General features: G+C 72.3%; 18 protein-coding genes. 10 read left to right on the top strand and 8 right to left on the bottom strand.

What is annotated here, in order from left to right; genetic code table 11:
• Positions 1 to 205: 205 nt before the first annotated feature.
• Positions 206 to 844, bottom strand: a complete 639-nt coding sequence (locus tag ACGFY9_RS16425) for a TetR/AcrR family transcriptional regulator (protein WP_393754661.1) — start codon at positions 842 to 844, stop codon at positions 206 to 208.
• A 135-nt stretch (positions 845 to 979) separates the two neighbouring features.
• Here ACGFY9_RS16425 and ACGFY9_RS16420 point away from each other — a divergent pair, with 135 nt between their 5' ends.
• Positions 980 to 1741, top strand: coding sequence for an SDR family NAD(P)-dependent oxidoreductase (locus tag ACGFY9_RS16420; protein WP_393754659.1), 762 nt, complete (start codon positions 980 to 982; stop codon positions 1739 to 1741).
• A 34-nt stretch (positions 1742 to 1775) separates the two neighbouring features.
• On the opposite strand, the gene ACGFY9_RS16415 is transcribed toward ACGFY9_RS16420, so the two are convergent.
• Positions 1776 to 2501, bottom strand: coding sequence for a glycoside hydrolase family 75 protein (locus tag ACGFY9_RS16415; RefSeq protein ID WP_393754657.1), 726 nt, complete (start codon positions 2499 to 2501; stop codon positions 1776 to 1778).
• 623 nt (positions 2502 to 3124) lie between these two features.
• On the opposite strand from ACGFY9_RS16415, the gene ACGFY9_RS16410 reads away from it, so the two are divergent.
• The 3 genes from ACGFY9_RS16410 (at position 3125) to ACGFY9_RS16400 (ending at position 5911) form a co-directional block, all read left to right on the top strand.
• Positions 3125 to 4141 carry a fibronectin type III domain-containing protein gene (locus tag ACGFY9_RS16410; RefSeq protein WP_393754655.1) on the top strand — a complete coding sequence of 339 codons (1017 nt, stop codon included), beginning with the start codon at positions 3125 to 3127 and terminating at the stop codon, positions 4139 to 4141.
• A gap of 21 nt (positions 4142 to 4162) precedes the next feature.
• Positions 4163 to 5116, top strand: a complete 954-nt coding sequence (locus ACGFY9_RS16405; RefSeq protein WP_393754653.1) for a LysR family transcriptional regulator — start codon at positions 4163 to 4165, stop codon at positions 5114 to 5116.
• A gap of 249 nt (positions 5117 to 5365) precedes the next feature.
• Entirely contained in the window at positions 5366 to 5911 is a 546-nt protein-coding gene (locus ACGFY9_RS16400; RefSeq protein ID WP_393754651.1) for a hypothetical protein, read from the top strand.
• A gap of 75 nt (positions 5912 to 5986) precedes the next feature.
• On the opposite strand, the gene ACGFY9_RS16395 is transcribed toward ACGFY9_RS16400, so the two are convergent.
• Positions 5987 to 6523, bottom strand: a complete 537-nt coding sequence (locus ACGFY9_RS16395) for a PadR family transcriptional regulator (protein ID WP_393754650.1) — start codon at positions 6521 to 6523, stop codon at positions 5987 to 5989.
• A 30-nt stretch (positions 6524 to 6553) separates the two neighbouring features.
• A complete protein-coding gene (locus ACGFY9_RS16390) occupies positions 6554 to 8569 on the bottom strand; it encodes an FAD-dependent oxidoreductase (protein ID WP_393754648.1) in 2016 nt (671 codons plus the stop codon).
• A gap of 229 nt (positions 8570 to 8798) precedes the next feature.
• On the opposite strand from ACGFY9_RS16390, the gene ACGFY9_RS16385 reads away from it, so the two are divergent.
• Positions 8799 to 9554, top strand: coding sequence for a hypothetical protein (locus ACGFY9_RS16385; RefSeq protein ID WP_393754647.1), 756 nt, complete (start codon positions 8799 to 8801; stop codon positions 9552 to 9554).
• A 408-nt stretch (positions 9555 to 9962) separates the two neighbouring features.
• Here ACGFY9_RS16385 and ACGFY9_RS16380 read toward each other — a convergent pair whose 3' ends face one another.
• A complete protein-coding gene (locus tag ACGFY9_RS16380; RefSeq protein ID WP_393754645.1) occupies positions 9963 to 10748 on the bottom strand; it encodes a putative protein N(5)-glutamine methyltransferase in 786 nt (261 codons plus the stop codon).
• Positions 10749 to 11036: 288 nt separating this feature from the next.
• On the opposite strand from ACGFY9_RS16380, the gene ACGFY9_RS16375 reads away from it, so the two are divergent.
• Complete coding sequence (locus ACGFY9_RS16375) at positions 11037 to 11438, top strand: MarR family winged helix-turn-helix transcriptional regulator (RefSeq protein WP_393755256.1); 402 nt, start codon at positions 11037 to 11039, stop codon at positions 11436 to 11438.
• A 21-nt stretch (positions 11439 to 11459) separates the two neighbouring features.
• Here ACGFY9_RS16375 and ACGFY9_RS16370 read toward each other — a convergent pair whose 3' ends face one another.
• On the bottom strand, positions 11460 to 12182 hold the full coding sequence (locus tag ACGFY9_RS16370; protein ID WP_393754644.1) for a GNAT family N-acetyltransferase: 723 nt from the start codon (positions 12180 to 12182) through the stop codon (positions 11460 to 11462).
• Positions 12179 to 13105 carry an NADP-dependent oxidoreductase gene (locus tag ACGFY9_RS16365; RefSeq protein WP_393754642.1) on the bottom strand — a complete coding sequence of 309 codons (927 nt, stop codon included), beginning with the start codon at positions 13103 to 13105 and terminating at the stop codon, positions 12179 to 12181. The genes ACGFY9_RS16370 and ACGFY9_RS16365 overlap by 4 nt, the downstream gene beginning before the upstream one ends.
• A 296-nt stretch (positions 13106 to 13401) precedes the next feature.
• Here ACGFY9_RS16365 and ACGFY9_RS16360 point away from each other — a divergent pair, with 296 nt between their 5' ends.
• The 3 genes from ACGFY9_RS16360 to ACGFY9_RS16350 all read left to right on the top strand — a co-directional run bounded on the left by ACGFY9_RS16360 (position 13402) and on the right by ACGFY9_RS16350 (position 15527).
• Complete coding sequence (locus ACGFY9_RS16360) at positions 13402 to 14007, top strand: sulfite oxidase-like oxidoreductase (protein WP_393754641.1); 606 nt, start codon at positions 13402 to 13404, stop codon at positions 14005 to 14007.
• Complete coding sequence (locus tag ACGFY9_RS16355) at positions 14000 to 14755, top strand: ferredoxin reductase (RefSeq protein ID WP_393754640.1); 756 nt, start codon at positions 14000 to 14002, stop codon at positions 14753 to 14755. Before ACGFY9_RS16360 ends, ACGFY9_RS16355 begins: the two co-directional genes overlap by 8 nt.
• A gap of 97 nt (positions 14756 to 14852) precedes the next feature.
• The gene (locus ACGFY9_RS16350) at positions 14853 to 15527 is read left to right on the top strand and encodes a hypothetical protein (RefSeq protein ID WP_393754638.1); all 675 of its coding nucleotides are present in this window, start codon (positions 14853 to 14855) and stop codon (positions 15525 to 15527) included.
• Between the two features lie 165 nt (positions 15528 to 15692).
• On the opposite strand, the gene ACGFY9_RS16345 is transcribed toward ACGFY9_RS16350, so the two are convergent.
• Entirely contained in the window at positions 15693 to 17051 is a 1359-nt protein-coding gene (locus tag ACGFY9_RS16345) for an 8-oxoguanine deaminase (RefSeq protein WP_393754637.1), read from the bottom strand.
• A 103-nt stretch (positions 17052 to 17154) separates the two neighbouring features.
• On the opposite strand from ACGFY9_RS16345, the gene ACGFY9_RS16340 reads away from it, so the two are divergent.
• Positions 17155 to 18123 carry an acetylxylan esterase gene (locus tag ACGFY9_RS16340; protein ID WP_393754635.1) on the top strand — a complete coding sequence of 323 codons (969 nt, stop codon included), beginning with the start codon at positions 17155 to 17157 and terminating at the stop codon, positions 18121 to 18123.
• The last annotated feature ends 17 nt before the right edge of the window (positions 18124 to 18140 follow it).

Raw genomic sequence — 18140 nt, 5'->3', positions numbered from 1 at the left:
GCAGCAGCCATAGGCCGGCCGCTCCCGGCCAAACCCACCAGCCCGACCCAATCGGACCGAGCCGCTGGACCCGAGCCTCTATATCGAGCCACCCGGCCGCACTCCACTCGCCGACGTCGCCCGTCCGAGCACGCCCGTGCCCTGGGCCAAGACGAAGTCGCGCCTGCCCTGCCCTGCCCCAAGGCGCGCACTCCCCCTACGGCACTTAAGAAACCCCCTCCGCCGCGATCGCCAGCGCCGAGCGCAACGTCTCTGCCACCTCGGCCTCCCCCACCCCCGCATCCGCCACGGACTCGCTCACACTCCACGCGAACCGCTCCACCGCCGCCCGCAGCGCCGCGTTCAGCATCGCCGCCTGGATCATGGGCCGTAGATCGTCGGCCGGCAGGCCGGCGCGGTCGGCCAGGGCTCGGGCGAACGCCGGTTCCGCCTCGTCGTAGGTCTGGAGCCAGATCGCGCGGAGGCCCGGTTCCGTGCGGGTGAGGCGGACGAGAGCGCTGCCGGTGGCGCCGTCGGGGCCGGTCGCGGTGAGGAGGCCGGTCGCGAGGGCCGGGTCGAAGAGTTCCGACAGGGGGTGGCCGGGGCGCCACTCCCGCAGGCGGGCGGCGATCACGTCGATGCCGGCCGAGAAGAGTGGTCGTACGCAGCTCTCCTTGCTCGGGAAGTAGCGCCACACGGTGCGCGCGGAGACGCCGACCGCCTGGCCGATCTGTTCGCCGGTGGTCGCCGCGACGCCCTGGGCGACGAACAGCTCCACCGCGACCCGGGCGATCTCCAGGCGGATCTCGGCCTTGCGCGCCTCGGTGAGCGGCGGTCGTCCCGTGCGTCCGCTGGGTGCGGTCATCAGTTCCCCTCCGGCTGCGGTCGTGACCTCCGGGGATTCTCCACCATGACTTTATGTCACTTGAAGACATTAAGTCGTATGGTGTGGGGACCTCGGGCGGCGCAGAGCCCTCGCACCACGGACAGGAGCAACCTCATGGCCACTGGACTCGACGGACGCAGTGTCATCGTCACCGGAGCGGGTTCGGGCATCGGCCGTGCCGCCGCCCTGGCCTTCGCCGCGGAAGGCGCCAAGGTCGTGGCCGCAGACCTGAACGCGGACGGCGCCGGGGCGGTCGTCAAGGAGATCGAGCAGGCGGGCGGCACCGCCGTCGCGGTCACGGGCGACCTGAGTGAGCAGGCGGTCGTGGACGAGGTGGTCGCGACCGCCGTGGAACGGTTCGGCGGGGTCGACGTCCTGGTGAACAACGCCGGGATCATGGACCGCATGTCGGCACTGGCGGACGTGGAGGACGCGGAGTGGGAGCGGGTCATCCGGGTCAACCTGACCGCACCCTTCCTGCTCACGCGGGCCGCGCTGCCGCACATGCTCGCGGCTGGCCGGGGCGCGATCGTGAACACCGCCTCCGAGGCGGGCCTGCGGGGCAGCGCGGCGGGCGCCGCCTACACGGCCTCGAAGCACGGGGTGGTGGGCCTGACCAAGAACCTCGCCGTGATGTACCGCAAGCAGGGCATCCGGGCGAACGCCATCGCCCCGGGCGCGACGGCGACCAACATCTCCGTGGAGGCAGACCGGGCCGCCCACGGTCCGGCGGCGCTCGGCCCGCACTTCGTCAACGTCGGCAGCCTGGCCAGGCCCGAGGAGCAGGCCGCCGCCATCGTGTTCCTCGCCTCGGACGCGGCCAGCAACATCAACGGCGTGATCCTGCCGGTCGACGACGGCTGGTCGGCGGTCTGACGACTCCGCCCCGGAGCGCTCGGCAGCCTGCGGCCTACGACCCCGGACGCCCAGCGACGCCCTGCACGAACAGCCGCGCCAGCCGCTGCCCCGTCTCCACGGCCGCCGCGTGGTCCTCGATGGGCTTCACCTGCGAGTCCTTGAACACGATGTAGGTGACCCCGGCGTCCGTCCCGCCGCCGCGCGGATCCGTGCGGATGCCGAGGCCCTTGGCCGTGGCGTACGACGCCTCGCCGATGATGTCGTGCGGACCGACGTCTCCTACGACGGCGTACTGCACCCGGTCCCGGTAGACGACGGCGGCGACCGAGCCACCGCCGACGCCGTGGTCCCGGTGGTTCCAGAGGGCGCTCGCGGCGGGGACCACGATGTACGGGAGCCGTTCGGCGTTCAGATAGCGGCCGTCGGACTGCTGGTAGGCCGTCATGGAGGAGAAGAGCGGGTCGGTGCGCGCGTTGCAGCGGGCGCCGGCCTGGCCGTCGCAGTCGATGTCCAGGTCGGCCTTCCAGTAGACGGCCTCCTTGGTGCCGCAGACCGGGATCGTCGCGCGCACCCCGTCGTCGCTGCGGTACCGGCCCCGCGAGACGGGCACGCAGTCACGCACCTTGGCCAGCAGGTCGGCGGCGCGGACGTCGCCCTCACGCAGCGCCGCCGGCCCCGCCTGAGGTCGGACGAACGCGGCGGGGGCGGCGGCGGGCAGCGTGGTCGGGGCGAGCAGGGCGGCGCCGGCCGCGGCCAGCGTCAGCGACTGGACACGCACGATAGAGGACCCTCTCCTGGGGGATCTGACGGACACTCAGCCCACCCTGGTACCGGTCCGATCGAGCGGCCACCGGTAGGGGGCCGGACGGCGCACGCCACCCCCGAACTCCCGGCGGAAACCGAATCCGTGAGCCCGTGCCTTCCCGAAGGAAGCCGGGGCTCTGAGCCTGTGTCACTCCCGGCGGAAACCGGGACTCTAAGCCGGTGTTCACTCCCGACGGAAGCCGGGAACCCTGAGTTCGCGTCACTCCCGACCGGGGCCGGGCCCCTGAGCCCGCGCCCGTCCCGACGGAGGCCGGGACCCCGAGCCCGCTTCAACTCCCGACGGAAACCGGACCCCGAGCCCGCCCCACTCCGACGGGGGCCGGGGACCCGAGCCGGTATCGGCTCCGGCCACCCGGCCGCCCGCGCCGGCGCGGGATCAGCGACGACAGCGGTCCGCGCCACCGGCATGAACTGCCCACTCCCAGCGGCGAGTTCAGCCGTGCGGACTTCAGCATACGTAACCCCCGTGACCGGTCGGCAACGGTGCCCCTCTTGATGCGGCCGCACCACCCGGGTCATATTGGTCCGGACCTTTTCCGTCGTGTGGTGCCCGCGTGATACCGGGGAGGCAGAATCGTGCGACGCGTCCGTGCCGCCCCCACTCGCCTCCGAGCCGCCCTCGCACTCCCCTGTACGGTCCTGGTGTGCGCCGCACTCCTGCTGCTCGCGTCCTGCGGCATGACCGACGAGGAGGACGGCCACGCCCCCGGCGCCCCGGCCGGCGTCACGGCCGCGGCGGGGAGCGCGACCAGCGTGCACGTCATGTGGGACGCGGTGACGGCGGACCCGGGTATCGGCACCTACGAGATATACCGAGGCACCACGAAAGTGAAGGAAGTAGCGGGCTCCGAGCACATGGTGGATGTCACCAGGCTCCGGCCCGCCACCCTGTACTCCTTCACCGTGCGGGCCCGGGACACCGACGGCCGCCTGGGTCCGCGCAGCCGGACGGTCCGGGCGCGGACACCGGTCGCCGTCGCGGCCGACCACTCGGCGCCCACCCGTCCGCGCGCACCGCAGGGCCGGGTCATCGGCAGCCGGGCCGTCCAGTTGTCCTGGGGCGACTCGACGGACGACCGGGGTGTGGTGTCGTACGACATCTACCAGGGCGGGGCGAAGATCCACAGTGTGGGCGGAGCCCAGACCGCGACCGTGGTCACGGGGCTTCGGCCGGGCACGCGCTACTCCTTCACCGTGCGGGCGCGGGACGCCTCCGACAATCTCTCGCCCGCGAGCACGGCCGTCCCGCTCACCACCGCGCCCGGCAGCGACGCCGGGAGCGGCACCGCCCCCACGGACTTCCGCGCGACCACGCACCGGGGCGACGACGGGGCGTACTACATCGACCTGTCCTGGGTACCGCCACGCACGGACGGGGTCGTCACGGAGTACCAGATCCGGCTCGACGGACAGCCGGCCACCTCGCTGGTCTGGGGCGGGACCGCGCCGCGCGATCACGCGAAGTACAGCTTCTACGCAGGCGGGGATGCCGGGGTCAGCCATCGGGTGCGGCTCAGGGCACGGTTGCCGGACGGCACGTGGGGCGGGCTCTCGGCGGAGCGGACGGTGACGACGGGCAAGGCCGTACCATAGGCGAAACGTAGGATTCGGCTCATGGTCCATGGGAATTCCAATGGCTCGCCGCACCCCGCCCCGGCCGCCGCCACGCCGCTCGATCTCTCCCTCCTGCGCACGTTCCTCGCCGTGCACCGCGCCGGTTCGTTCACCGCGGCGGGGCGGCTGCTCGGGCTGTCGCAGCCGACGGTGACCACACAAATCCGGTCGCTGGAGGAGCAGTTGGGGCGGGAGCTGTTCGAGCGGCGCTCGCGCGGTGTCGTGCCGACCTCGGTGGCGGACAAGTTGGCCGCGCAGGTCGCGGCACCCCTGGACGCGCTGGCCGTCGTGGCGGCTCGGGGTGCTCTCGGTGCTGACCGGTCTCCGGAGCCGGTGCATGTGGCGGGCCCGGCGGAGTTGCTGTGCACCCGGGTACTGCCCGCCCTGGCACCGCTGACGGACGAGGGCGTGCGGCTGCGGGTGAGCCCGGGACTGACGGACGATCTGCTCGACGGGCTGCGGGGCGGTCGTTTCGACCTGGTGATCGCCACCGCGCGGCCGCGCGGGCGGACGCTGACCTGGGAGCCGTTGGCGGACGAGGAGTTCGTGCTGGTCGCCTCGCCCGCGTGGGCCGAGCGCATCGGGGCCGGGCGCGTCGCGGCCGAGGGGGCCGCCGCGCTGCACGGGGTGCCGCTCGTGTCGTACGCGGAGGATCTGCCGATCGCCCGCCGCTACTGGCGGCACGTCTTCGGTACCCGGCTAGGCGGGCAGGCCGCGATCACGGTGCCCGACCTGCGCGGGGTGCTGGCGGCGGTCGTGGCCGGCGCCGGGATCACCGTGCTCCCCCGCTATCTGTGCCTGGACGAACTGGCCTCCGGCGCGCTGGTACCGCTGCTGGTGCCCGAGGACCCGCCGATCAACACCTCGTATCTCACCCGGCGCCCCGGCTCACCGGACAATCCACACGTCGTTCTCGCAAGGGAGCGACTGCTCCGGGCGGCGCCCACCTGGTGAGCGCCCGCGCCCCTGCCGGCGCATCGCCCCGGAGCCTGACGCCCGAAGCGGCACCCGCCCGGTGAGCGCCCGCGACCCCGACAGCGTGTAACCCCTGAGCCGGACGAAGGAATCCGTCACCTGCCCGGTCCCCGTCCGCGTGCGGGACGGGCCGGGGGCGCGTTGGCTTCCTTGGAGGCAGCACGGCCGTTTCCCGATCCCGGCGGCGCAAGGGATGTTCCGCCAACCGTGCCGCCGGAGGGCAGTCCCATGCGCACTTTTCAGCTACTACTCCGCTCCGGCCTGACCGTGACAGCCGCCGCCGCTCTTCCCCTCGCCCTGACCGCCGGAACCGCCGGCGCGGCGTCGGGGATCTCCGTGAGCACGACCGGGACCACGGTCTCGGTCACGACCAGCGCGTGCTCCCAGAACCGCACCACCGGCGTCTGGGGCACCGGCTCGCTCCTCACCAGCAGCCAGGGGAGCTTCGCCGAGGGCCGCAAGGCGACCCTGGCGGGGACGACCGTCAGCCAGTCCACCGCCTGGACGAACGTCACCCCGGGCACCTACACCGTCATCGTCATGTGCCAGAACGCCAGCACGCCCGCGGGCACCCAGACCGTGGTCGTGTCCAGGTCCACGACGCCCACGGTCTCCGCCACGGCCTCGCCCTCGCGCGGCGTCATGGGCGGCCTCGGCGGGGCCACCAAGGACTACGGCCCGCTCACCCTGGCGGCGGGCGGGGGCCTGGTCGGAGTCGGCGTCATCGCGACGGCCTGGTTCCTGCGCAGGCGCGCGAAGCCGTACCGCCTCTGACCGTCCACGACCACGAGGGGCCGCCCGGTGACGGGGCGGCCCCTCCCTCATGCCCTACGACAACTCCCCCACGCCCTACGGCAGTTCGGCGAACTCCTCGATCGCGTGCGTGAGCCACTGTGTCCAGAAGGTCTCCAGGTCGATGCCCGCGCGCAGCACGAGGTGCTGGAGCCGGTCCTGGGGGCTGTCCCGGCCGGGCGGGAAGTCGCGCTTCTCGATCTCCTCATACTCGGTCAACTGCCGCTGGTGCAGGGCGAGATGACGGCGCAGGTCGGTCTCGATGCCCTCCGTGCCGACCACGGCCGCCGCGCGCAGCCGCAGCAGCATCACATCGCGGTGCGGCTTGGGGTCCTGGGAGGTCGCGGTCCAGCGGGCCAGTTCGGCTCGGCCCGCGGGCAGGACCTCGTAGCGCTTCTTCTGGCCGCGGGCCGGCTGTTCGGACGCGAGCGCCCTGATCTGGCCCTCGGCCTCCAGTTTTCCCAGCTCGCGATAGATCTGCTGGTGCGTCGCCGACCAGAAGTAACCGATCGACCGGTCGAAGCGCCGGGTCAGCTCAAGACCCGAGGACGGCTTCTCCAGAAGGGCGGTGAGGATCGCGTGCGGGAGTGACATGGAGGTCATCCTAGGGACGGGCCCCGGCCCTCAGAGGGCTGCCGCGACCTCGGTGCCCTGCTTGATGGCGCGCTTGGCGTCCAGTTCGGCGGCCACGTCGGCACCGCCGATGAGGTGCACGCTGCGGCCGGCGGCGGTCAACTCGTCGTACAGGTCGCGGCGCGGGTCCTGGCCCGTGCACAGGACGACCGTGTCGACCTCCAGGACGGTGGAGCGGCCGTCGACGGTGACGTGCAGTCCGGCGTCGTCGATCAGGTCGTACTGGACGCCCGGGACCATGGTGACGCCCCGGTGCTTGAGTTCGGTGCGGTGGATCCAGCCCGTGGTCTTGCCGAGTCCGGCGCCGACCTTGGTCGCCTTGCGCTGGAGGAGGTGGACGCTGCGCGGCGGGGCGGGGCGTTCAGGTGCGGCCAGGCCGCCGGGGGCCGCGTAGTCCATGTCGACGCCCCAGGCTCGGAAGTACGTCGCCGGGTCCTCGCTCGCCTTGTCGCCGCCGTCCGTGAGGAACTCGGCGACGTCGAAGCCGATGCCGCCCGCGCCGAGGATCGCGACGCGGTCGCCGACGGGGACGCGGTCGCGCAGGACGTCGAGATAGCCGACGACGCTGGGGTGGTCGACGCCGGGGATGTCGGGGGTGCGCGGGCTGACGCCGGTGGCGACGACGACCTCGTCGTAGTCCGCCAAGTCGTCTGCCCCGACTGGGGTGTTGAGGCGTACGTCGACTTCGTGCTCGGCGAGTCGGGTGCGGAAGTAGCGCAGCGTCTCGTCGAACTCCTGCTTGCCGGGGACCTGTCGGGCGACGTTGAGCTGTCCGCCGATCTCGCTCGCGGCGTCGAAGAGGGTCACCTCGTGACCGCGTTCGGCGGCCGAGACCGCGCACGCCAGACCCGCCGGACCCGCACCCACCACCGCGACGCGTTTCCGCAACCGCGTTGGGGCGAGGACCAGTTCGGTCTCGTGGCAGGCGCGCGGGTTGACCAGGCAGGAGGTGATCTTCCCGCTGAAGGTGTGGTCGAGGCAGGCCTGGTTGCAGCCGATGCAGGTGTTGATGGCGTCGGAGCGGTCGGCCGCGGCCTTGGCCACGAAGTCGGGGTCGGCGAGCATCGGGCGGGCCATCGACACCATGTCGGCGTACCCGTCGGCGAGCAACCACTCCGCCAGCTCAGGGGTGTTGATGCGGTTGGTGGTGACGAGCGGGACCGAGACCGCGCCCATCAGCTTCTTGGTCACCCAGGTGTACGCCCCGCGCGGCACCGAGGTCGCGATGGTCGGGATACGGGCCTCGTGCCAGCCGATGCCGGTGTTGATGATGGTCGCCCCGGCGGCCTCAACCGCCTTGGCGAGCCTGATGACTTCGTCGAGCGCGGAGCCACCCGGCACGAGGTCCAGCATCGACAGCCGGTAGACGATGATGAAGTCCTCGCCGACCGCCTCGCGCACCCGGCGCACGATCTCGACGGGGAAGCGCATGCGGTTCTCGTAGGAGCCACCCCAACGGTCGTCGCGGTGGTTGGTCTGGGCGGCGATGAACTCGTTGATGAGGTAGCCCTCGGAGCCCATGATCTCGACGCCGTCGTACCCGGCCTGCCGGGCGAGGCGGGCCGCGCGGGCGTAGTCCTCGACGGTCTGCTCGACCTCGTCGTCGGTGAGCGCGCGGGGCGGGAAGGGGCTGATCGGCGCCTGGACGGCGCTCGGCGCGACGAGGTCCTGGTGGTAGGCGTACCGCCCGAAGTGCAGGATCTGCATCGCGATCCGCCCGCCCTCGCGGTGCACGGCGGCGGTGATCTCCGCGTGCTGTTCGGCCTCGGCGTCGGTGGTCAGCTTGGCGCCGCCCTCGTAGGGCCGGCCGGCCTCGTTGGGCGCGATGCCACCGGTGACGATCAGGCCGACTCCGCCACGCGCGCGTGCCGCGTAGAACTCCGCCATGCGCTCGAAACCGCGCTCGGCTTCCTCCAGGCCTATGTGCATGGAGCCCATGAGGACACGGTTGGGCAGTGTGGTGAAGCCCAGGTCGAGCGGGTTCAGCAGGTGCGGGTAACGGCTCATCGGGGCCTCCGTGCGCGATGTCGTGCCTCTTTTGTAGAGGACGGGAAGGCCTTTATGCAACTAGTTGCATAATCGGGGGCAGGTCATGAGGTAGGCCATGGGGTGAGCCATGGAGGTCACCCGGCTCCCGATTCACAGGGATTTATTACCGCTTCTTTATCGCCCGCCCCGGAGAATCACAGGCAGGCGTGCCGGTGGGATGCCGCGCGCGTGGCCTAGGGAGCGAGCCGTGACGCACGATCCTGAGCACGAAGCCGGCGACAGCGCGGCGACACCTCCGATGCCCGACCACGCGCCGGAGTGGGAGGTGCTCACCGGCCCCGGCGGAGCTGAACGCGACGGCGGTCTCGACCGGTTGTGGCGACGGCGGTCGAGGCGGTCCCGTGCGGTGATCGCCGTGGCCACCGCGGGTGTGCTGGCGCTCGGCGGAACCGTCGCGTACGCGGCGACCTCGGGGGGTTCGGGCAGCGACGCCGTACCGGCCGCCGCCGCGTCCCCGTCGGGCACACCGTCGCCCGGCGGTCCCGGCTTCCGGCACGGTGGCGGGTTCGGCCTCGGCGGCGCGGCGGTACACGGTGAGGCGACGGTCAAGGACGACGCCACTGGCAAGTGGGTCGTACGGATCTGGCAGCGCGGAACGGTCACGAAGGTCGACGGCGACCAGGTCACCGTCAAGAGCGACGACGGCACGTCCTGGACCTGGACCGTGGGCTCGGCCGCCACGCCCCAGGGCGGCGCCGCCCTCAAGAAGGGCGACACAGCCTCCCTGACAGGCACCCGCTCCGACTCCGGCACCCGCACGGCCGACCGAGCCTTCACCGGCACCTTCGACCGCAAGGGCCCGGGCGACGGACGAGGCGGCCCGGGCGGCCGAGGCCCCGGCCCCTGGGGACGCGGCGACCACGACCAAAGCGCCGCACCCAGCCCGTCCAACGGCGCCCCGAGCCCGGCACCCAGCCCGTCCGGCAGCGACGCTACGACCTGACGGGGACCCACTCCGACACCGGCACCCGCACCGCCCACCGGCCCTTCACGGGCACCTTCGCCGCAAGGGCTCGGGCGGCGGACGGGGCGACCGAAGGCCCCGCCCCCAGCCCGTCCGACAGGGGCGTTACGACCTGACCGGCCTCCCCGCCCCGACGCCGGCACCCGCACGGCCGACCGGGCCCTCACGAGCACCTTCGACCGTAAAAGCCCGGTCGCCGGACGAGGCAGACCAGGCGGCCTCGGCCATTGGGGACGCTGCAACCACGGCCAATCGCCGTACCCAGCCCGTCCGGCATCGCCCGAAACCCTGGACCCCACCCCGTCCGGCAACGGCGCTACAACCTGATCGGCACCCGTTCCAACGCCGGCACCCGCACAGCCCACCCAGCCTTCACCGGCAGCCGCGCTACGACCCCGCCACCCCGACGCCGATCACAACGTTCGCGTACAACTCCTCCGAGTACGCCGACCGCGTCTCCAGCCCGGCACGTGTGAACGCCTCGACCGCTGACGGGAGTTGACGCTCGCTCGTCTCGACGAGGAGGCAGCCGCCGGGTGCGAGCCAGTCGGGGGCACCGGTGGCGACCGCGCGGAGTATGTCGAGGCCGTCGGTGCCGCCGTCGAGGGCGACCAGGGGTTCGTGTTCGCGGGCCTCGGCCGGTAGCAGACCTACCTCGCCCGTGGGGACGTACGGCACGTTGGCCGCGAGGATGTCGACGCGGCCGCGCAACGCGTCGGGCAGCGCCGCGTACAGGTCGCCCGTGTGGACGTGCCCGCCGTAGGCGGCGACATTGCGGCGGGCGCAGCGGGTGGCGGCGGGGTCGATGTCGGCGGCGTGCAGTTCGACCCGGCCGAGGACTGCGGCGAGGGCCGCGCCGACCGCACCCGAACCGCAGCACAGGTCCACGACGACGGACGCGTCGGGGGCGTGCGCGAGGGCCTGTTCGACGAGGAACTCGGTACGGCGGCGGGGCACGAACACGCCGGGTTCCACGTCTATGCGCAGGCCGCTGAACTCGGCCCAGCCGACGACGTGTTCGAGGGGCAGGCCCACGACCCGGCGGTCCACCATGGCGGTGAGTTCGTCCGGGGTGCGCGCGGCGGAGAGGATCAGTCGCGCCTCGTCCTCGGCGAAGACACAGCCCGCGGCACGGAGCGCGGCGACGACGGAGGCGGGGGAAGGAGAAGGCATGGAAGCCGAGAGCCTTTCGGGAAGCAACCGAAGGGCGCTCTCGCGGTCACCTACCGGCGGTGATCCGCGTTGTCCTGAGGTGAGAGCACCCGACCTGACACAGCGGTAATGGGTCTCACCTCCCAGGAGTTCAGGGCCGCGACTGCCCGCGACCGGGGAGCAACACTACCCCAACCACCGGGCCCGCGAGGGGCCCGCCTCCTGTCCGAGTTGTACTCTGCAACAAGCGGGTGAACGAGGGAGATTCCAGTGCGAGCGGACCAGGCCGTGGAGACCATCCAGCGCGAGATGACGGCCTTCGCCCGGCGCGCCCGGGCCTCCGCGGGCCGCCTCCACCCCGAGCTGTCACTGGTGTCGTACACCCTCCTCAGCCACCTGGAGGTGCGCGACGGCTGCCGCGCCACCGACCTCGCCGCGCACTACGCCCTCGACAAGTCCACGGTCAGCCGCCAGGTCGCCGCCCTGGAACGCGCCGACCTCATCGAACGGCGCCTCGACCCCGAGGACCACCGCGTCCAGGTCCTTCATCTCACCGCCGCCGGCCGCCGGATCCTCGCTCAGGTCACCGAGAACCGCCAGGCCGCCTTCCGGGAGCGGCTCGCGGGCTGGCCCGAGGAGGACCTGACCCGGTTCGCCAACTATCTGGAGCGCTACAACGCGTGGCCGGGCGGGGAGTCGGACGACGGCTGAGGGCTCACCGGCCCTTCGGTTCTACGACACCCCCACGGGCCGCGTCTGGGTGAGGTGCTCCGGCGCCCGTGCCGCGAGGAACGCGGTTTCGAGGCGCAGGCGGAAGCCCAGGGACTCGTACAGCCGGATGGCGGTCGCGTTGCTCGCGCCGGTGTGCAGGAACGGGGTCTCGCCGCGCTCCCGGATGCCGTGTGCGACGGCCAGGATGAGGCGGCTCGCGAGACCCTCGCCGCGGGCGGAGGGGTCGGTGCAGACCGCGCTGATCTCGGTCCAGCCGGGCGGGTGGAGTCGTTCGCCGGCCATGGCTATGAGGGCGCCGTCACGGCGGATGCCGAGGTAGGTGCCGAGTTCGATCGTGCGGGGCAGGAAGGGGCCCGGCTTGGTCCGTTCCACGAGGTCGAGCATCTCGGGGACGTCGGCCGGGCCGAGGCGGACCGCCTCCGGGTCCGGCGCGGCGGCCAGCCCGTCGTCCACCATCTGTACGCCGTCGATGTGGAAGGTGATCTCCCAGTCGTCCGGCACCCTGTCCCGGAAGCCGAGGAGCGGGATCTCGGCGCCCGGGCCGGACATCGCGGCGACGTCCGCCCAGTCGTCGGCGTCGGGCTCGTCGGGCAGGGCCAGCCACGGGGTCACGTCGACCGGGTAGCGCAGGATGCGGCCGCGCCGCTCGGCGAAGTGGGCGTGCGGGCCGGTGAGGGCGGCACGGGCCGGGTTGTCGAGAACGTGCTCGTCCACGGCGCTCATCCGGCGACCTCGATCACGATCTTGCCGCGGGCGTGGCCGTCCTCGACGGTGCGCAGGGCCTCGCCTGCCTGGTCGAGCGGGAAGGTCCGGGTCACGTGCGGGTCCAGCCGGCCCACGATCACGAGCTGGGCGAGCGCGTCGAGGACGGCGGAGTTGCGGGCGCGTTCGACACGGGCGCCGCCGAGCTTCTCGACCTCGGGGGCGGGCGCCCCTGCGGTGATCAGCTTCGTGGGGTCGGTGAGGAGGGTGGCGGCCTCGGCGAGGACCTCGCCGCCGACGAGGTCGTAGGCACCGTCGACCCCGTCCGGGGCGACGGCCCGTACCCGTGCGGCCAGGTCCGGTCCGGAGGGGACGTGGACCGCGCCCAGCGACTCCACGAAGTCCTTCTTGCCCTCGCTCGCCACGCCCACGGCGCGCAGTCCCAGCGCGCGGGCGATCTGCAGGGCCGCGGAGCCGACGCCGCCGCCCGCGCCGGTGACCAGCACGGTCGCGCCGGCGGGCAGGTCGAGCTGGCGGATCCCGTCGTACGCGGTCGCCGCGGCGACGGGCAGGGTGGCGGCGTCCGTGAACGACAATTCGGCGGGCCTGTGCGCGGTGACCGTGGCGGCGAGCAGGGCGTACTCGGCGTATCCGCCGGCCACGGTGCTGCCGAACACCTCGTCGCCGACGGCGAATCCGTCGACTCCGGCACCGATCTCCCGTACGACTCCGGAGACCTCCTGGCCGAAGACCGCGGGGAACGCGCGTGAGCCGGTCTCGCCGGGCCGGCGGTAGCCGTTGCGTTGCTTCCAGTCGACGGGGTTCACCCCGGCCGCGCGCACCGCGACGAGGACTTCACCGGGGCCGGCACTGGGCCGGTCGACCTCGACGAGCGCCTCGGTCTCGGGTCCCCCGTAACGCGTGAAGACGTACGCCTTCGGCATCTGTTCCCTCACTCTCCCTCGCAGTCACCGGATCAGCCTGTGCTCACGACATCAGCACGACCACGAGCTGCCCGCACTCAGGCCGCCACTCGAAACGCCACTCAAGCCGCACTGAAGACCAAGGTCGATCCCCGGGCGGCTATTCCCCCGCGCGCGGAGAGTTCATACGGCCGCAATGATCGTCGGTCGCCCTCGGACCTGGGCATACCTCGTGGACGCGTACCGTTGAAACGAGAAACCACTGATCACGCTCGCCCGGCGGACCCGCGCCGCAGCGGCCTGGAGGCTCCACCCGTATGCACGTCACCCGAGGCTTCACCGGACGCCCCCGCGTCCCCGACGCCGGCCTGCCGCCCGGCCAGTACGACGCTGGCGACGACTGGCCCGTCCTGTCCGCCGAGGTCACCCCCGACCTCGCACCGGCCGACTGGACGTTCCGCGTCGACGGACTCGTGGAAGAGCCGCGCACCTGGAACTGGACGCAGGCGCACGAACTGCCCGCGTCGGCCTACGAGGGTGACATCCACTGCGTGACGAGCTGGTCGAAGTTCGGGGTGCGGTTCGGGGGCGTCTCGCTGGACGCGTTCCTCAATGTGGTGCGGCCCCATGTGTCCGCCACACATGTAGTCGCGTATTCGCACACCGGGTACACCACGAACCTGCCGCTCGAAGACGTGACCGGTGGTCGGGCCTGGATCGCGTGGGAGTACGACGGCAAGCCGCTGCCCGCCGAGCACGGCGGTCCCGCCCGGCTGCTGGTGCCGCACCTGTACTTCTGGAAGAGCGCCAAGTGGATCGCGGGCCTGCGTCTCCTCGACCACGACGAGCCGGGCTTCTGGGAGCAGAACGGCTATCACGCCCGGGGCAACCCCTGGGAGGAACAGCGGTACTCCGGTGACTGACACCTTCGCGCCCGCCACCAAGTTCGCGGTGCCGGGACGCATCGCCGTGAGCAACCGCGCCGCCGCCGTGTGGCAGACCGCCACGCTCACCGAGATCCGCCGGGAGACCCCGCACGCCGCCACGTTCCGGTTCGCGGTGCCCGGCTGGGCCGGACATCTGGCCGGCCAGCACCTGATGCTGCGGCTGCGCGCCGAGGACGGCTATGTGGCGCAGCGCCACTACTCGATCGCCTCGCACCCGGACGACGCCGGGCATGTGGAGCTGACCCTGGACCACATCGAGGGCGGCGAGGTGTCGGGCTGGTTCCACACGGTGGCCAGGCCCGGTGACGAGGTCGAGGTGCGCGGCCCGCTGAGCGGCTTCTTCGCCTGGCCCGGCGACCGGCCCGCGCTGCTGCTGGGGGCCGGTTCCGGGGTCGTACCGCTGATGTCGATGCTCCGGCAGCACCGGGCGCGGGACCTGTCCGTGCCGCTGCGGCTGGTGGTTTCGGCGCGCAGTCCCGAGGAGTTGATCTACGCGCGGGAGTACGGCGCGGAGACCACGGCCGTGTTCACGCGCAGTGCGCCGGAGGGTGTACCGGTGGGACGTATGGCCGCCGCACATGTGGCGCCGCTCCTGGCCGAGCAGCCCGCAGGTGGGTGGGAGGCCTATGTGTGCGGCTCCAACGGCTTCGCCGAGCATGCCTCACGGCTGCTGGTCGAGGCGGGGCAGCCGGTGGACCGCATCCGCATCGAGCGGTTCGGCTGAGGATCGGCTGCACGCGGCCTGCCGATCGATCCACTCCTCCTCCGGTTGAGAAAAATACCTCGGAGGGGGTACGACATCTGTGTGGACGCTCGCATGCGTGCGCGGTGTCGAGGCGGCGGCGGACCGGCCCCACAGAGGGCTTCCGGCCTTACGGTTCCTCGGCTCCGGTGACGGCGAGGAGACCGACATGCGGACCCGGGTACGGAGTCGACGCCGGCGGCGGAATCCGCTCCGGCGCCGGTCGGATGTCGTGGAGGCGTGGACAGCGCTGGCCGTCACCCTCCTGCTGTTCATCGGCGCGCCCCTGGCCGGCGCCGCCGCCGGCCTGTGGGCCCACGACCAGGCCCGGACCATTGCCGCGACCCAGCGGGCCGACCGTCATCGCGTCCACGCGAAGGTGATCGGCAACCCGCCCGCCGCACTCCCCTCGGCGGAGGGCAACCGCCCGCGCAGCTTCCCGGTGGCCGTGCGCTGGACGGAACCGGGCAAGGGGGCGCGTACAGCCACGGTCGCCGTCCCTGCGGACACCGGGCGCGGTGACGTGGTGGACGTATGGCTCGACGCCAAGGGCCGCAGTGTCACCCCGCCACCGGGTGAAGTGGCCGTCTGGCAGCACACGGTGACGGTCGGCGTGTGGTCGGCGGCCGGTGTGATCGGCGTGGCCCTTCTCGCGCGGGCGGTGACCCAACGGGTCTCCCTGCGGCACCGGTTGGCCGAGTGGGAACGGGACTGGGCGCTGACGGAACCGCAGTGGACTCGACGGCGGGCGTGACGAACCGGAAGTGACGGAGGCGGGCGTGACGTCCGACGGGCTGTGACGGGCACAGGGGGCGTGGCACACCCACCACGGTCGCCCCGATCAGCCGGTCACCTCAACACCCCGCCACCACAAGCCGGTTGAGCCACAGCCATCTCCACCGCAGCCCACCCTCAGCCCCTACACCCCCCGCTGCATCCGCCGGGCAACCCGCCCATGGTCCCGCAGCACATCCCGCAACCCCGCCAGCACCGGCTCGCCCCGCTCCACCAGCACCCGCCCGCCCACCACGGTCGTCCACGCCCGCGCGGGCCCACACCGCAGCCAGGCCTCGACGGGATCACTCACCGCCCCGGCCAGCGCGACCTCGTGCAGGTCCCAGACGACCAGGTCGGCACACGCCCCCGGCCGCAGGTGCCCCAACTCGTCGGCCCGGCCCAGACACCGCGCCGAACCCAGGGTCGCGATGTCGAGGGCGTCCCGCGCGGTCATCGCACCCGGTCCGCCCCGATACCGGCCCAGCAGCAGCGCACCCCGCGTCTCCATCCACAACGAGGCGTGATCGGTCGAAGCGGAACCGTCGCAGCCGATCCCCACCGGCAGACCCAGCTCGCGCATCTCCTTCACCCTCGCCGTGCCGCCCCCGATGAGCATGTTGGAGCTGGGGCAGTGGGCCACGCCGACACCCGCGGCGGCGAGGCGGCACAGTTCGTCGTCATTGGGGTAGATGCAGTGCGCGACCCAGGTGCGGTCGCTCATCCACCCGGTGTCCTCGAAGTACTCGACAGGCCGGCAGCCGTAGGTCTCCAGGCAGTAGGTGTCCTCGTCGCGGTCCTCGGCGAGGTGCGTGTGCAGGCGTACGTCGTACCGCTCGGCGAGTTCCGCGGTCGCCGTCATCACCTCCTTGGTGACCGAGAACGGCGAGCAGGGGGCGAGCGCGACCCGGATCAGTGCGCCCGGTTCCGGGTCGTGGTGGGCCTTGATCAGCCGCTCGCTGTCGGCCAGCACCTCGTCGGTGCTCTGTGTGACGCTCCTCGGCGGCAGTCCTCCGTCCTCGACGGAGCGGGTCATCGAACCGCGGGTCGCGTGGAAGCGGAAGCCGATGTCGCGGGCGGCGCGGATCTCGGCGTCGACCAGGTAGGGGCGCGGATGCACATAGAGGTGGTCGGAGGATGTGGTGCAGCCACCCATGAGGAGTTCCGCCATACCGACGTACGCCGATACGTACGCGGCCTCCTCGTCGAGGCTCGCCCACAGCGGGTAGAGCGTGGTCAGCCAGTCGAAGAGGGTGCCGTTGACGGCCGGGGCGTAGGAGCGGGTGAGGTTCTGGTAGATGTGATGGTGCGTGTTGATCAGGCCGGGGGTGACCAGGCGCCCGGCCGCCGAGACGGTCGTGGCGGCCTCGGGTTCGGACCCTCCCGCACCGACGGCGGTGACCCGCCCACCCGTGACGGCGACCCAGCCGCCCGGGATCTCCCGCTCACCGTCCACGACGAGCAGTTCGGCGTCCTTGACCAGCAGATCCACGGCAGACGACATGTCGCCATGGTAGGCGCGGGGCGCCGCACGAGCCTGGCGAGTCCTCCGATGTCACACGTACGGTGTGATCATCCGCACCCACACTTCACAAAGGCGGTCATCGATGGCCCTGTTCGACCTTCCGCTCGACGAACTCCGCGCGTACCGCAGCGATTCCGCCGAGCCCGAGGACTTCGACGCCTTCTGGTCCAAGACCCTCCAGGAGGCCCGCGAGCACGATCTGGACGCCCGCTTCGAGCCGGTCGACACGGGACTGTCCACGGTGAACGTGTACGACGTGACGTTCGCCGGGTTCGGCGGTCACCCGGTGAAGGGCTGGCTGCGGCTGCCGGCCGACGCGGCCCAACCGCTGCCGCTGGTCGCGGAGTTCGTGGGTTACGGCGGCGGGCGGGGCCTCCCGCACGAGAACCTGCTGTGGGCCTCGACGGGCCGCGCGCACTTCGTCATGGACACGCGCGGGCAGGGCAGCGCGTGGGGTGGCGGCGGTGGCACCCCGGACCCGGTGGGCGGCGCGCCCGCGTACCCCGGCTTCATGACCCGGGGTATCGACGCCCCCGAGAACTACTACTACCGGCGGGTGTTCACGGACGGCGTGCGGGCCGTCGAGGCGGCGCGCTCGCACCCGTTGGTCGATCCCGCGCGCACGGTGGCGGTCGGCGCGAGCCAGGGCGGCGGCATCACCCTCGCCGTGGGCGGGCTGGTCGGTGACCTGGCCGGGATCGCGCCGGACGTGCCGTTCCTGTGCGACTACCCGCGCGCCGCGACCCTCACGGACCGCCACCCGTACCGCGAGATCGGCAGCTACCTCAAGACCCATCGCGGCCGCAGCGAGGACGTCCTGCGCACGCTCTCCTACTTCGACGGCGTCCACTTCGCGTCCCGCGGCCGCGCCCCCGCCCTCTTCTCGACGGCCCTGGAGGACCAGACCTGCCCGCCCTCGACGGTGTTCGCCGCATTCAACGCCTGGGCGCACGCGGACAAGAAGATCGAGGTGTACGACTTCAACGACCATGAGGGCGGCGGCCCTTACCAGGAGGCCGTGAAGCTGGACTGGCTGCGGTCGTACGTCTGAGGGGTACCCACATGGAC

The organism is Streptomyces sp. NPDC048504 (assembly GCF_043200035.1).
In the GTDB taxonomy this organism is placed as follows: Bacteria; Actinomycetota; Actinomycetes; order Streptomycetales; family Streptomycetaceae; genus Streptomyces.
Note: the sequence above shows the minus strand (reverse complement) of the source record. Positions and strands in the feature narration are given on the sequence as shown.